We start from the raw sequence: 15,050 nt of genomic DNA, 5'->3' as shown, positions 1-15,050 counted from the left end.
TAGGGGTAGCCCTACGCAAAAATAGCTCGATGCCAGGTTTAATAATCTAACAAAAGCCTCCCGATGATCATTCGGGCAGGCTTTTGTTATTGCTGGAAAGTACTTTTAAAACAACAGAAAAAGTTATTTTAAAAGAAGATTGATTAACATTATTCTGGTTGCCACGACCAATCGAAAGCTATAGGCTGGGAATTTGTCTGGAGCTTGGCAAGCATTGGAAGAAGCTGTAAAAATAGATGGTAGTCCTAAAGCAGTAGCAAAGTTATTCAGCTGGTTAACACGGGAAGATGCGATCGCAACATTAATGATCGACAATACTGTTCATCTAGATTTAATCTAGCTGTAGATTGCTTGATGTGATCGCCTCATGGTAGTTTTCCTCAATATCACACTTTAGGATATAATTCAAATTTTGTTCAATCCCAATATTTTGCCGAGTCATTCTGGTAAAGTTCGATATTACATATTCTCAAGAATAACGAAATCTACTACAACTTAAATCCCAAATGTGAGCCATAGTTAGATAAAAGAGGAATATATTGGGCTGATGGTGAGTACAAACATAGCGTGCTAAATTAAATAGCAATGTTGTGAGTTTTGAATTTATCTGATGGTCACCATACTCTGCTAGATATTGCAGAAAGGTCGGGAATGTCATTTGATGTTACTAAATATGCTGTTGATACATTATTGCTAGATGACTTAGTGACTTGCTTCACTAAATCATCTTAATTCTTTAAAATCCGACAACAGCAGGTGAGAATACTTATTTTATGTTTACTTACTTTAATATTACTTTTACATTATATTTATAATTACTGCTCTAAAAGTAGCTAAACTTCATTCTTGAGAATATACCCTACCTCTTCACTATTGCTTAGAAAAACATAATATCCTGCTTCATGATTACTTAAAAAAAATGTCATTAATTATACCATTGTAGTAGCAGCTTAAAAGATTGATATTAGAGAAGTAGTTTAAAAATATAGCTTGTCTGTCTACTATTATGAATAAAAAATGGGCTGCTAAACGACTTACAATCAATCTCACATCAAGCGAGGCACAGAAGCTTGAACAATACTGTTCAATGACGGGCAGACCAGCAACCGATGTGATTCGGGAGTTAATCCGTTCTCTTTCTACTCAAGAGGAAAAAGTCCCCCAAACTTAGGAAATCATACTAAACAAAAAATGAAACCATGACAAGCACATCTAAATTTGTAAGTGAAATATAGTGTTTCATAGTTATCAGTTATTTTCTTACAAACACGCGCTATAGGTAGCAACTGAACATAACCCAAATGTGATTCTGCTCATTTAGCCATGTCCAATATGGATGGTTTTGAGCTAATAGTTCACCTACAAGCGAATCCCCAAACCCCTTCTGTTCTCATCTAGGACTAGCCCTTTCAAAGTGTGTTATTTTCCTGTTTTTTCTGGTTTAGAATCTTATAAGTTGAGACATGAGGTCGATTCTTGAGGTAAGTTCTCTTTGGCTGAGGTTTTTTTGGGCCTGGCGGATGACGAGGAAAAGCTCTGAGCTTGACAAGACCTGCCAGATGTTTGAGGGTTTGCGATAGTTCCGTGAAGGTGATGTTCTGAAAAACACGTTACTGTTCGGGGGGAATCGCAATCATCATCCCCCTGTAAGAGACCATTTATAAAGTAAATCAAAAGTTAGGGTGCGTTAGGCTAAAGCCTAACGCACCATTTTGTATAGCGGTGCGTTAGGCACTTTGATATATTTTTTGTGATAAAGGATATCGAAATATGTGCCTAATACAACGCCAGTTGCTTCTCCTAAGGGAGACGCTGCGCGTAGCTTGCTTCTCCGTAGGGGTACAAGCTGGGGAAGCCGTACAACGCACTGGCTCCCCTACAGTAGTTTTATTTTTACTTTATAAATGACCTCTAAGTAGCCTTGATTTCATCAGCTAAATAATAGCTGAAAATTTTGGCTTCTATCTTCTCGGTTGCATGAATACTTCTTAAAGCTGCCCTAACCGCAGACAGTACGTTATAGGCAACTAAAGCGATACAGAAGGTAAACAAGGCAGCCTTTGGGTAACCTAAGGTATTAATCTGGCAGCAGAGATTTTCTGTGAGGACTTGAAACAAGGTTTCAAAGACCTCATCAGTGATAGGTTAAGATCATGAACAATTTGTCAATAAGCAATAGTGCTAAAAATTATGTTGAAATGCGGATATAAAACACAACTTTAAAGCTGGCTATGCCGTTCGCAGAGCGTCTCCTAGAGAAGGTGGGCTACGCCTACGCGTTATATTTAAAAGCATCATTTACCCTTACCCGATAAAATCAGTACAAAGCTTAATTTTATCCGTCATCAAGTAGTTAATTTATCGCCTAATTACTATTGACAAAATTGATTTTGTCTTAACCTCTCACGAATAGACAGACCCTTCAAAAGTCTTGTTGACCACTAAGGGAATCCCAAAAATAAATTCTTCAGCCAAATGTAGTAAAGTCAGCGTAGCGATCGCCACCCTGGAAGTAACGATAACAGGTTTTTTGTCAGATGGGGAACACACTGTTATTTACATTGCCCATCCCATAATCAGTAATAGTAATGGCTTTGCCAAAACCTACCCTTTAAATTTACATACAGCAGTAGAGCGATTGCCTCTTCGAGAGCTAAGAATCTAATCAAAGAGTGCGTTAGCGTAGTTTACTGTAGGTATCGCTTGTTCTCAATTGCGATGGAAATTTCTCTTACGTTGCTTGTGCCTTGCGACTTCTTTGCGCTTGTGTTTTTCCAAAGGTGTTTCAAAGTGACGATGCTTTCTCATGTCTGGAAAAATACCTGCTTTAGAAACTTCCCTCTTAAATCGACGTAAGGCTGACTCAATTCCTTCATTTTCGCCCACAAATACTTGGGTCATTTTCATCTCCTACTTAATTGGTACTGGGCAATTTTAAGCCATCCAGTAGACCGGAGCGCAAAAAGGGCAGATAATGATTCTGCCCTTAAAACGTTAAAACTGAATTTTTTATCTTAAAGCTTAGTAGCGTCCTCGAGAGTATCCTCCACCGCCGCCGCTGCCGCGACGGTCACCACCAAAGGAACCACCTCTATCTTCCTTGGGTTTAGCCTTATTCACTTTGAGGTCGCGTCCCATCCACTCAGCACCATCAAGAGCTTCAATGGCAGCTGTTTCTTCAGCTTCTGTACCCATCTCTACGAAAGCAAAGCCGCGAGGGCGTCCAGTTTCACGGTCAGTAGGTAACTGAACCCGTTTTACAGAACCATGTTCGGCAAAAACAGAAGTGAGGTCTTCTTGTGTGACCTCGTAGGATAGATTACCTACATAAATTGACATGCATTATCTCCAAAATCATAGGTGTGTAGAGATTTAGATTTCGGAGACAAGCTTGTTAAGACCAAAAGGGAAAAGCCTGTCAATACTAAAAACAAACACTGTAACCGAATTTTATTCTCACCTAATTACCTTAGCACATCATTCAGTTCTTACCCACCGTAAAAAAGGAAGTATTAAGAGTCAGCGATCGCCCGATACCTTCTCAAAGGATGTTTTAAAAGTCCTCTAATTACTAGCAAATATTAATCACCTGATTTTCTTGACTTATACGCTTGTAAATCAGAGCCTTTTAGGAAATGAAACAGCCCTGCTTTTTAAGGGGAGCCAGTCGTTCAGAGGGGTCTCCCCAAGTGGAGCGACTTGGGGTTACGGAAGATCAATAAGTACCTAAAATCACAGCCAAACACTTCTTAAATATCCTCTAAGTCATGGATTCATGGGCAACTCCGACATTGAGTAGCAGAAATTCCCCAAATAATTGCAAAATAAATGCAGTTCGTCATTGTTACTACCTGAAAATGCCGACTACACTTGCTGACGCACGAAATGTGCTTTCTGACCTCATCCCTCGCTACTCAAAGCGTGTAGATTATCTGATGATTCGCCTTGAAGAAGCAGAAGGGACTGATATCTTGTTGCGTGGCGACAAGGTAGAAACCCTCAATGAAGGCATCTCAATTGGTGGACATATTCGCGCTTGTTATAAAGGTGGATGGGGGTTGAGCTGCTTTAACGAGCTGGCAACAATTCAGGATCGGATAGAAGAAGCGATCGCTGCTGCACGGATGGTTGGTGATGAAGAAACTTTACTTGCACCCATTGACCCGGTGCAAGCAGTATGCATTCTACCCCTAAAAGGCACCGATCCCCGAAAAATCCCACTCTCAAAGAAAAAACAATTGTGCGATCGCTATGCCCAATTGCTCAAAGGCGTTGATCACCGGATTACCACTACCTCGGTGCGCTATGGAGACAGTGCCCAAAAAGTGATCATTGCTACTTCGGAAGGCACTTTAATCGAGCAATCTTGGGTGGATATGGAAATGCGCTTTGCCGCCACCGCCAGAAATGGCGAAACCGTACAAACTGGACGGGAAACTACTGGTTCTCGCAAAGCTTACGAAGATTTAACTGATTTGGATGAACAGGTCAAAAGTGCCGCCCAAAGAGCGATCGCAGCTTTATCTCTGCCATCGGCGAAAGGCAATACCTACACCGTCGTTATTGACCCAATTCTTACGGGCTTGTTTGTCCACGAAGCCTTCGGACATCTTTCTGAGGCTGATATGGCTTACGAAAACCCTGATTTGTTAGAAGTCATGACGATTGGACGACGGTTTGGGCCAGAAGAACTCCAAATTTTTGATGGTGCTGCTTCAGAGGGACATCGCGGTAGCTATTTTTACGACGATGAAGGCACGCCTGCTACTACTACTCAACTAATTAAAGATGGAGTTTTAGTTGGACGTTTACATTCTCGTGAAACCGCTGGCAAATTGGAGGAAGCGCCTACGGGTAACGCCCGCTGTCTCAACTATCACTTTACGCCCATTGTGCGGATGACAAATACCTGGATTGAACGGGGTAAAACACCAGTCAAAGACTTATTCACCGATATCAAAGAAGGAGTGTATGCCCGTAATTGGTTGGGTGGGATGACGAATGGTGAAATGTTCACCTTTAGTGCTGGGGAAGCGTGGATGATTAGGAACGGTAAAATTGCTGAACCTGTGCGGGATGTAACGCTTTCGGGAAATGTATTCCAAACTTTAGCGGATATTGAGGCAATTGGTGATGATTTTTACTGGGATGAATCCGGCGGTTGTGGTAAAGGAGGGCAAAACGGCTTGTCAGTGGGTTGTGGTGGCCCTAGTTTGCGAATTCGAGATGTAGTGGTTGGTGGGGAAACCTGAACTACCCACCCTATACCCGGTACTCAGGGTGAACTCAGGTTTCTAGTACAGTGCGGCGTCAGTTTGCCTACCTTTAACAAGGGGATTTTGCCCCAAGTCTTGTTAATTGAGATGGTGGCTGGATTTTTGCCGTACTATACTAGTCTCACGGGGAAATGCCTCAATTCAAATCAATTTGCTAGCCAGAAAGCGACGTTACGCACATAGGTTTTGATATCTTCTAAGGCGCGTGGCTCTTTTTTCATGCCATCTCCTGGTGGCTCATCTACAAAAGTGGGACAGCCTTGGTTAATATCCCAGTTGTAATTTACTAAATGATGGAAACTGGAGTTAGCTATTGCTCGTCCTAATCTATTTCCCTGTTCATCTTGATGATGCTCGATCGCTACAACCAAATTGAAGTTACGACTTGTAACTAAACTTTTACCCAAAGCAATTACCCGCGCGTTTGCATTGCCCAAAGTTACGCCAATTCCACCTTCGTGGGGATGTGTTGGGAAAAAATTGATCCTTCCCGTAGGTGAATTGGGATTTTTTAAAAGTTCGTGAATGGGTTCAACAATGGTAATTTTTTGATAATCGCCGTTAGCTCCCGAATGATAGTTAGGCCAGGAAATATAAGTTGTGTATGAGTCATCTCGGCTCCTGCGAGATTCGTCGGGATCAGGATTTTTTGTGTTGAAATAGTGAACATCACCAATGTCAACTAAACCACACATCGAACAGCCCATATCTTGATGATCGCGTGTTGCTAGAATACCGCCGCCGCGTTGCCGAAAAGCATTAATTCCGGCAATGTCTTTTTCGGTTAAACCCTTATCCACTTCTAAGCCAAATAGCCAAAGTTCATCAAAATCCGATTTGTCGAGACTACTTAAAACTGGATCACCACCTACTGCATCTGATTCGTAATCCCGTGCCGTAACTTCAAATAACGAGTTTCCTGCTTCGTCTTGAATCGATGCTAAGTAATCTTGTAACATCGAGAAACGAAAAATGCTCCAGTCATCTTCAGTCGTAGGAATCGTAGTCTGCAAAAGAATACGAATTGGTTTTGCCATAATCTCTGCCAGATGAACACCACAATTGAGTATAGCGATCGCTTTGCACTAATGCTTAAATTTTTAAATTCCTCAACATCCGTCTCAAGGATGAAAGTAACTCATAACTTTAGGTAGTAGCGCTAGTAGTTGAGGATAGCTAATTTAGATAAAAGTGATTGCGATATTGACTCTGGTTTGATTCACCACACCAATCCCCTGTGGCGCGTACTAGGGATTTACAGCCTGTCTGGGTAACCTGGATAGCCTCAATTAAAAAGTTCCTTAGCACAGTGACAGATATGAAAGCAGATCAACTCCTGAAAAACTATAAAGCAGGTGTCAGAGACTTTACTGGTGTCAACTTGAGCGAGGCAAACTTAAGGGAAGCCGATCTCAGTGACATAATTTTAGATAGAGCAATTTTAGATGGAGCTAATCTGAGTCACGCTAATTTAGCCCAAGCTAGTTTGATTGAAGCAGACTTAAATGGAGCAGATTTGAGCAATGCTAACCTCACTGGTAGCAACTTAAGCAAAGCCATCTTAGATGGAGCTATCTTGGATGGAGCAGCAATGGAAGGAGCTAATTTGAGTCAGGCTGATTTGACGGTTGCTAAATTGATTGAAACTAACTTGAGTGACGCGGATTTACAGGAAGCAAGCTTAATAGCGGCGAATCTAGATGGAGCCGATTTGAGTGGTGCAGACTTAGGTGTAGCCGACTTGTCCCAGGCAAATCTCACCCAAGCAGATTTGAACCAGACAAATTTGAGCGGAGCAAATTTGGAGGGAGCGAATATAGAAGGAACTATCCTGGATGAAAATGTGTGACATCTCCCGCCGCTAAATCGCAGTACCGATTATAGCCGCGGGATATCAGGCGAATTAGTTAAATCAGTCAACGTCAACAAGTAAACTATTTTCACTGAAAATTTAGAGCAATTTGTAGTTGAGTCCAATAGAAACCTAACAAAAAACCCCCTTCACTACTAGCCTTGGGGAGTAAGCCTCAAAGCCACTGACGCCACATGTAAGGCTTGTCGGCACCGCCGAAGGCAGTGGCTCCTTCTTGCAGACTACGGTGTACACACAAGTCGAAAAAAGGTGTTGCTGAATCAAAATATGAATCAGGCGATCGCGATCACAAAACGATATAATCCCATCTGTGTGATTTTTATTAGAAGTGATGCTTAAATTAAGTATTATGTCACTGGGATTGGGATTTGCAGCTCATTGGTTTGCAGTTGCGTTTGGTATCAATACTAGAACCATTCCCTATATTGAAGAAATAATGAATACTGCGATCGCCCTGATTATACATCAATGTTTTAAGTATTGATAAAGCTTTATTTAAAAGAAATTTTGGAGTAATTATCAGGGTTTTAGTTCTTGGAGTCCCAATAAAAATTGTCTTACCTGGTTTGATTTTGACTCTTCTTTTTGTGGGGTGAGCATCTTGCCCGCCCTAATTATGCAACTCGGATGCGGATTAGCTTACTATTTACTGATGACAGCTAGTTTCCGGTTTTTGGTGATTACTTTTGGCACTGGCAAGAGAATCGTTGTGTAGCTAAGACAGCACCCTGAAAAATATATTTGGATGCGATCGCTCTCATAACTCGGAACTTTGAGCTTGGAACTCGGAACGCCGAGATCATAACTCGGAACTTTGAGCTTGGAACTCGGAACGCCGAGATCATAACTCGGAACTTTGAGCTTGGAACTCGGAACACCGAAATCATAACTCGGAACTTCAAGCTTGGAACACCGAACACCGAGATCATAACTCAGAACTTCAAGCTTGGAACACCGAACGCCGAGATCAAAACTCGGAACGCCGAGATCAGAACTCGAAACGCCCAGATCAGAACTCGGAATGTTGCATGAGAGTCTATAACTTGTGTGTACACATTATCCGCTTGCAAGAACAAGTAACGTGGATATATTTTCTCCACACAAGGATACTACTTTGAAAAAGTTTGCTACAAGTAGTGTTATTTACGATTGTCATAATTAAAACAACGGACTCTCAACTATCAATGGAGAACTTTACCCTCGTTGTCACACTCTATGTCAACCCTATGACAGGAAATGATACCAATACTGGTTCACGGTTGAGTCCATTTAAAAGCCTCACCCGGGCCTTAAAAGTAACCAAAATCTCCACGATAATTCATCTGGAGTCGGGGACTTACAGTGCTGCTAGTGGTGAGGTGTTTCCATTAGTCATCCCTGGAGGGGCGACAGTGGTAGGTAACGAAGCGAACAAAGGTGCAGAGATTGTAATTTCTGGGAGTGGCGAGTATCAAAGTCCCAGCTTTGGTATCCAAAGTATCACGTTTCTCCTGCTAGATAATGCCAATCTTTTAGGTGTAACTGTCACCAATCCCTCACCCAAAGGTACTGGTATCTGGATTGAATCGGCTGCGCCTATTTTAGCTAACAATACTTTGAGCGACTGTGGGCGGGAAGGTGTGTTTACCACTGGTACTGCCAAACCCACAATTTTAGATAACATATTTGTGCAAAATACTGCTAGTGGGTTAGTGATGGCAGGTCATAGCCAGGGAGAAGTACTGCGGAATGTATTTCAAAAAAACCCTTTAGGCATAGGAATTAGTGACTTTGCCGCTCCGGCGATCGCAAATAACAAATTATCAGAAAATCGCACAGCGATCGCACTTTCTCGCAACGCCCGCCCTGTGCTGCGTCAAAATCTCATTGTTAAAAATACCCAAGGTGGTCTATTAGTCAATGGCAATGCAATTCCTGACTTAGGTAATACTGAAGATCCTGCTGATAATATTTTTTATGATCATAGTGAATTCGATTTATACAATGCCACTACCCAAAAGCTGGTTTCGGTAGGTAATCAGTTGAATCCTGCTCTAGTCAAGGGCTTAGTCGAATTGCTTCCAGCAAATCGAGTAGCAGTTAGCACCAGTTTTTCTGACGCTCCAACTGAATCCCCATCTGAAAAACTCCCCGCGCCTCTTCAACTGGATGAACATTGGGCAAAACCATTTATTCAGGCATTAGTGAGCATGGATTTAACTCATAGTTTCGCTGATGATAGCTACCAGACAGATAAAGCCATGACTCGCGCCCAGTACGCGGCTTTGGTGGCGATCGCCTTTAACCCATTTCCTAAAATCCCAGCACCTGATTTTATGGACGTACCCAAGGATTTTTGGGCTTATAGCGCAATCCAAATCGCGGCTAGCGGTGGCTTTGTTGGCGGATTTAGCGATCGCACTTTCCGCCCTGATCAAAATGTCCAGCGGCTACAGGTGATTGTCTCCCTAGTAAACGGACTGGGACTACCTTCTGCTGATAGCCATGCTTTAGAAGTTTACAGCGATCGTCATACCATTCCCGACTATGCCCGGACAGCCGTTGCCACTGCTACACAACGGGGAATAGTTGTCAACTATCCAGATCCGAAAGTACTTGCACCTTCACGTTCGGCAACACGCGCCGAAGTTGCAGCAATGGTTTATCAGGCATTAGTTGCGATTGGGCGAACACCTGCAATTAAATCTGTCTATATAGGGTTGCATTCCAGAAGTTGACAAGTAGAATAGGAAACACTGCCTATCGGCTTAGTAACTCGTGAAAAAAAATCATGTAGTTAAAAGCACGTTAGGGTAATATGCGATGGGTGACAAATCTTAGACCTATTGCCTAAAGCTAATAGCCCCATGTTAACAACACTTCCCGACACCTCTGCCAACTTGGCGATCGCTTTATTAATTAACTATAGTTTCGATCTCGGTGGGTATAGTGCCAATGAGCTAGTTGAGCGTTGGCAAACGCAATATCCCCTAAATTGGCTACACCTGGCAGTGATTGAGGCACTATATCAAGGTCGTTATAAAGCGGTTTCCGTGCAGCAAATTTTAGTATTTTGGCAGCGCCGGGATCAAGCTACATATCATTTCAACATGGAATTTGAACGGATGATTTGTAGCAAATTTCCCCAAAGGTTAACCTCATCGCCTACTCCAGCCCTACCACCAGCCAAGAAAGAGCCTACTGTAGAGAAAGTTACGAGTCCTCAATTACCACCTGCTAAGATTCGCAACGGCTATCAACACAGCAATACTGCAACTCTACAACTGAAAAGTTACGAACAAAAGGCATCCTTGAGTGAAGAAGAGGGGAAGCAAGAAGATAGAGACAGTAAAACCGTCCTAAAGTCTCCCCTTTCTGGGAAATTTGCCTCTTCGGCAACGCTTCAGCTATCATCTACTGTCAGCCAAAGGCAAACTTCACAAGAAAGTCCACCGCCCTCTCCATCACCATTCCATCATAAACGGGCAAAACTCCTCCCACCTGCTGCTATTCATGCTCCAATCGGGCAATTTACCCCAGAAAAAAGCGATCGCTCTGAGTCTTTCACATCCAAACTCAAAGCGATGTCTGGCGAACAGAATCCGCCAATTATGGGGAATGGGGGGAGTAATTAATGTTTTTAGGTTTTTACTCTGCAACCAACTGCATAAAGCGCTCATCATCGGCAATATCATCAAAATCTAGGTCAATTGCTGCGTCTTCTTTATACCTGGGATTAAGTTCAATTGCTTGTTGTAGAGTTAGCAGAGAGCGTTCAACTTGTCTTTGCAGTGCGTAACAGGCTGCTTTGTTGTAATAGGCACTGGCATAATCTGACTTAATTTCTAAGGCTTTGTTAAAACTAGCGATCGCTTCATCATCGCGTCCCAATCTCACCAAAGTATAACCGTGTTTATCCCAGATTTTGGGAGAATTGGGTTGGAATTCTAGCGCTTTATTAAAGGATACCATTGCCTCTTCGTATTGTTCCAATGCTACTAGGGAAAGACCGCGATTTAACCAAGCAACTGCATCGTCAGGCTTGATTTGTGTAGCTTTGTCAAATGAGGCAAAGGCTTGCTGATGCTGTTGTAAGTTACCAAAAGCAACGCCGCGATCGCACCAAGCTTGATAATAATCTGGTTGGAGTTTAATAGCTTGGTCATAAGATGCGATCGCATCTTGGTAGCGTTTTAATCTTCCGAGAGTTAGACCTCGTTTTAACCAAGCCAGAGGTTCATCAGGTTGGATTTTAACCGCTTGGTTGTAAGCTGCGATCGCATCTTCATAGCGCCTTTCAGAAAACAGCCCATCTCCCTGTTTTACATACTCATCAGCAGTGAATTCTGCTTCTTGTGGCTGTTCCTGTATTTCTTCCTCAACTTCAGAATTCACTACCTCTGGAATGGATGCAGATGTCGTCTCAACTTCAACTTCAGAATTCACTGCTTCTGGGATGGATGCAGATGTCATCTCAACCAGTTCTTGAAGAATTAGATCCTTTCTTTGTTGGGCATCCAATTTGAACTCAGAAAGTTGAGAGACAAACTCAGTTTCTAATCTTTCTATATTCTCCAGAATGAGAATCTTTTGTTGTTGAGCATTCGATTGTAATTCTGAGAATTGCGAAGTAAATTCAGAACCAGATTTTTCTAAATTTTCAATGATTAACTCTTTCCGCTTTTGAGCATCTACTTGTAATTCGGATAGTTGAGCAGTAGACTGTGATTGTAATATTGCTAAACTCTCAATAATTTTATTTCTTTGCTCCTGAGCATCCGCCTGTAATTCAGATAATTGAGATTTAAATTGATTATCTAATTTTCCTAAATTATCAAATATAATCTCTTTTTTTGTTTGAGCATCTACTTGTAATTCGGATAATTGAGAAGCAAATTCTGACTGCAATTTTGTTAAACTTTCAAAAGCTATATCTTTTTGCTTTTGAACATCAGACTGCCATCCCGAAATTTGAGATGTGAACTCAGACCTTGATATTTCTAAATCAGCAACGGCTAGTTGTTGTTGTTGCACCCCTAACTTTAAATTAGACAGTTCCTCTGTGATGACAGATGCTAATTTACCTAGATTTTCCAGTGCTATATCTCTTTGTTGTTGAGCATCAAACTCTAACTTAGATAGCCCAGAAGCAAAATTTGACTCTAAATTTACTATATTTTCTTGAGATTTTTTGAGTTCCGTTTCTAATCTACTTAATACCTGGGCTTTAGCTAAATCTAGTTCAGATGTCAGGGTAGATAAATTTTCTTGTTCGTTTTTAATTTTTTGTTGTAAACTAGCTGTTTCCTGTTCTAATTCATAATTTATTTTTTTAGCTTCTTGAATAATCTTTTCAGCATCTTGCTTAACTGTGGTTAGCTGATTTTGTAATTTTTCCATTCCCTGTAGTTGTTGCATTGCTCTATCAACAATTTCCCGGATTACCACCCGTCGCAGGAGCCAAAATAAAACAATGACTGCGACTGGAAATAGACTTAATATAACTAGCCAGATATCGAGTAAAATAGTTGTACGGCTAAAAGCGCTCTTAAAATCAGATTGCACTTGCTGTTGAATTCGCTTTTCTGCTCGTAGTCCCACTAATTCTTCTCGTTCCTGATTTGATAACACCGGAGTAGGAGTTAGTGGTGGGGAGGGTGATGGTGCAGATTGTCCACTGGCAATTCCAATGGATAACAGTAAGGGTAAAAAGACAATAGTACTTTTTACAATTAAAGCGAAAACAGCTTGATTTTTGCTCTTCATAACAACCATCTCAGTCTGTTGGTCAGTTTTTGAAGCGGCGTGCCTCTCTCCAATCTATAACAGAATTAAGTAGTGAAATGTTGTAGAGGCAGTGGGAAATGCTAAACCATCCTTAACTAATCTGCCCCCTCATCTCTCACTGTACGCGAAATTTCAGTGGTGGAGTACAGTCAATGCCTACTTACTTACCGAACTAGGTTAGACTTTGTTCCTACAGATGGCAGAGTAATAAAGTTCAGTTAAGCAAGATTGTGGGTTGGATTGAACGTAGACAAAGGAGGCGGCTTAAGGCAGGGTAGTGAAACCCAACAAATGCCTGTCTAGGTTGGGTTTCATTCCTCAACCCAACCTACGCAATATATTTTATGTGTCTCTAACCCAAGCGTATTGGATGGCAGAGTCGATTAAGTTAGAAGCCCCACCTGTACGCGAAGTGTCAGGTGTGGGTACTTCGCACTAACATTAGATTATCTAGGGTAAGCAGATTACTTGGCCTAAAATTAACTTAACAAAGGCGGTAGAAAATGAGTCGCATAAATCCTTACACACTGCAATTGCAGATTACCCGAATGTTTGAGCAAGGGCAATCATTTTTTGCCACAACCAAGGTACAGGAATGGTTGAAAGAACGCAAACACAATCCAGAAGATTATGACATTATTTTCCATAAAAAACCTGCGCCTCCTGGTTCAAAAGAAGTGATGGTAGTGGAAATTGAATTACGCCGCAAAGATGGACAACCTGTAGATCCTTGGTTACAGGAACAAGCAAATCTTCATGCCTGATTTTAGCAACTAGCAATTTTTAATTTAAATTCATATTATCTTAACAGAATTTACCAAAATATAGCGTTCCCAATTGGGGAACGCTCTTTGTTATCTTTGTATTGCTCATAAATACCTTTTAAAATTATCAAAATGAAATCTCATCAGCATTGGGTTTTTGCATTTTAAGTTTACTTCGGAATTTTGATATCCATCTCTATGTCAGCCTACCTGAGCATTATTTCAACAGAAATATCACAATTTCCCTATTACGATATAATTTTGCATTTCCTTTTACTAGAAATTGCTGCTTACTTCGGTCATCTAACATTAAACAAACGTAAAATTCAAATATCGAACCGCCAAGCCGCCAAGAGCGCCTTCTCTACGAGAGGCTTCGCGTTGGCGAAGCCTCTCGTAGAGAAGAAAAGAAACAGAGAATTTCATAAATCATTTAGGACTGCTATATAGATAGCAAATTTTACTTCGTCCTCTACACTTTTGTCCTTTCTGTGGTAGCTTGCGGTAATTCGCTACATGTGTGCGTTAATCAAAATCATCCAATCAGGTGAATCAAATGGGTGAGGTACAAAAAATATAAAATATAGTAGTTTAAGGCTATAAATGGTTGCTTGGTACACCAATTTATAGCCTCAAAAATTAGGAAGTGGATGATGACTGTAAACCAAATTATTGGAGATTCACCAAATCGGATTTGTGCCAACTTTGGCAAACGTTTCTTTGCCTGGATGATGGCTCAAAGTAGCGGCACGTATGATAAAATTGTAGGCGATCGCAAACGTTCTCTTTTTGCTAATCTTCAAGGGAAGGTGTTAGAAATTGGGCCCGGAACTGGCCCTAACCTACCCTACTATCCTAAAGATATCCAGTGGATAGGAATTGAGCCAAACCCACATATGCATTCCTATCTCCAAAAACAAGCTGAAAAACTTGGCTTAACCATTGACCTCAGAATTGGTAATACTGAATGGTTAGATGCCAAAGATAACAGCATAGATACTGTTGTTAGTACCTTAATTTTGTGTTCAGTGCCGAATATAGATTATACATTACAGGCAATTTTAAGAGTACTTAAACCAGGTGGATGCTTCTTATTTCTTGAACATGTTGCCGCACCTCAAGGAACTTTATTGCGACAACTACAAAGTACAATTAGTCCGATTTGGAAAGTTATAGGCGATGGTTGTCATCCAAATAGAGAAATTTGGATAGCTTTAGAAAATGCTGGTTTTGCTAGTGTGAATTATGAGCGATTTGATGCACAATTGCCAATTATTAGTCCTCATATTATTGGTGTAGCGACAAAGTGAAAGAACCTTTTGCAGTTGCTGAATAAAACGTCGGTATAAGATGAGAGCGTAGTACTGTCTC

14 protein-coding genes are annotated in these 15,050 nt (G+C 41.3%); 10 read left to right on the top strand and 4 right to left on the bottom strand.

Features of this window, described 5'->3' with window-relative positions:
- Nucleotides 1-193 precede the first annotated feature (193 nt).
- The 4 genes from V7K46_RS29115 (at nucleotide 194) to V7K46_RS29105 (ending at nucleotide 2,665) form a co-directional block, all read left to right on the top strand.
- The gene (locus tag V7K46_RS29115) at nucleotides 194-340 is read left to right on the top strand and encodes a hypothetical protein (protein WP_335119453.1); all 147 of its coding nucleotides are present in this window, start codon (nucleotides 194-196) and stop codon (nucleotides 338-340) included.
- A gap of 257 nt (nucleotides 341-597) precedes the next feature.
- Nucleotides 598-732 carry a winged helix-turn-helix domain-containing protein gene (locus V7K46_RS32225; protein WP_442939886.1) on the top strand — a complete coding sequence of 45 codons (135 nt, stop codon included), beginning with the start codon at nucleotides 598-600 and terminating at the stop codon, nucleotides 730-732.
- Between the two features lie 274 nt (nucleotides 733-1,006).
- The gene (locus V7K46_RS29110; protein WP_273764049.1) at nucleotides 1,007-1,171 is read left to right on the top strand and encodes a CopG family transcriptional regulator; all 165 of its coding nucleotides are present in this window, start codon (nucleotides 1,007-1,009) and stop codon (nucleotides 1,169-1,171) included.
- A gap of 1,263 nt (nucleotides 1,172-2,434) precedes the next feature.
- Entirely contained in the window at nucleotides 2,435-2,665 is a 231-nt protein-coding gene (locus tag V7K46_RS29105) for a hypothetical protein (protein ID WP_335119451.1), read from the top strand.
- Between the two features lie 44 nt (nucleotides 2,666-2,709).
- Here V7K46_RS29105 and rpsU read toward each other — a convergent pair whose 3' ends face one another.
- Both rpsU and V7K46_RS29095 read right to left on the bottom strand, forming a co-directional pair.
- Nucleotides 2,710-2,901 (bottom strand): 30S ribosomal protein S21, encoded by a 192-nt coding sequence (gene rpsU, locus V7K46_RS29100; RefSeq protein ID WP_323199850.1) that lies wholly within the window; start codon nucleotides 2,899-2,901, stop codon nucleotides 2,710-2,712.
- A 120-nt stretch (nucleotides 2,902-3,021) separates the two neighbouring features.
- A complete protein-coding gene (locus V7K46_RS29095; RefSeq protein ID WP_273764054.1) occupies nucleotides 3,022-3,339 on the bottom strand; it encodes an RNA recognition motif domain-containing protein in 318 nt (105 codons plus the stop codon).
- A gap of 518 nt (nucleotides 3,340-3,857) precedes the next feature.
- On the opposite strand from V7K46_RS29095, the gene V7K46_RS29090 reads away from it, so the two are divergent.
- A complete protein-coding gene (locus V7K46_RS29090) occupies nucleotides 3,858-5,252 on the top strand; it encodes a TldD/PmbA family protein (protein WP_335119449.1) in 1,395 nt (464 codons plus the stop codon).
- Nucleotides 5,253-5,422: 170 nt separating this feature from the next.
- Here V7K46_RS29090 and V7K46_RS29085 read toward each other — a convergent pair whose 3' ends face one another.
- The gene (locus V7K46_RS29085) at nucleotides 5,423-6,313 is read right to left on the bottom strand and encodes a hypothetical protein (RefSeq protein WP_335119447.1); all 891 of its coding nucleotides are present in this window, start codon (nucleotides 6,311-6,313) and stop codon (nucleotides 5,423-5,425) included.
- Between the two features lie 281 nt (nucleotides 6,314-6,594).
- Between V7K46_RS29085 and V7K46_RS29080 the strand changes: the two genes are divergently transcribed.
- The 3 genes from V7K46_RS29080 to V7K46_RS29070 all read left to right on the top strand — a co-directional run bounded on the left by V7K46_RS29080 (nucleotide 6,595) and on the right by V7K46_RS29070 (nucleotide 10,763).
- Complete coding sequence (locus tag V7K46_RS29080; protein WP_335119445.1) at nucleotides 6,595-7,125, top strand: pentapeptide repeat-containing protein; 531 nt, start codon at nucleotides 6,595-6,597, stop codon at nucleotides 7,123-7,125.
- A gap of 1,208 nt (nucleotides 7,126-8,333) precedes the next feature.
- Entirely contained in the window at nucleotides 8,334-9,866 is a 1,533-nt protein-coding gene (locus V7K46_RS29075) for a DUF1565 domain-containing protein (RefSeq protein WP_335119443.1), read from the top strand.
- Nucleotides 9,867-9,995: 129 nt separating this feature from the next.
- Nucleotides 9,996-10,763, top strand: a complete 768-nt coding sequence (locus V7K46_RS29070; protein ID WP_335119441.1) for a hypothetical protein — start codon at nucleotides 9,996-9,998, stop codon at nucleotides 10,761-10,763.
- 13 nt (nucleotides 10,764-10,776) lie between these two features.
- On the opposite strand, the gene V7K46_RS29065 is transcribed toward V7K46_RS29070, so the two are convergent.
- Nucleotides 10,777-12,894, bottom strand: a complete 2,118-nt coding sequence (locus V7K46_RS29065) for a tetratricopeptide repeat protein (protein ID WP_335119439.1) — start codon at nucleotides 12,892-12,894, stop codon at nucleotides 10,777-10,779.
- A gap of 524 nt (nucleotides 12,895-13,418) precedes the next feature.
- Between V7K46_RS29065 and V7K46_RS29060 the strand changes: the two genes are divergently transcribed.
- Both V7K46_RS29060 and V7K46_RS29055 read left to right on the top strand, forming a co-directional pair.
- On the top strand, nucleotides 13,419-13,679 hold the full coding sequence (locus V7K46_RS29060) for a hypothetical protein (protein WP_273764067.1): 261 nt from the start codon (nucleotides 13,419-13,421) through the stop codon (nucleotides 13,677-13,679).
- Between the two features lie 650 nt (nucleotides 13,680-14,329).
- Complete coding sequence (locus tag V7K46_RS29055; RefSeq protein WP_335119437.1) at nucleotides 14,330-14,989, top strand: class I SAM-dependent methyltransferase; 660 nt, start codon at nucleotides 14,330-14,332, stop codon at nucleotides 14,987-14,989.
- The last annotated feature ends 61 nt before the right edge of the window (nucleotides 14,990-15,050 follow it).

It is taken from the genome of Nostoc sp. (genome assembly GCF_036917395.1).
Classification (GTDB): domain Bacteria; phylum Cyanobacteriota; class Cyanobacteriia; order Cyanobacteriales; family Nostocaceae; genus Nostoc.
This window is presented reverse-complemented; position numbering and strand designations above follow the sequence as displayed.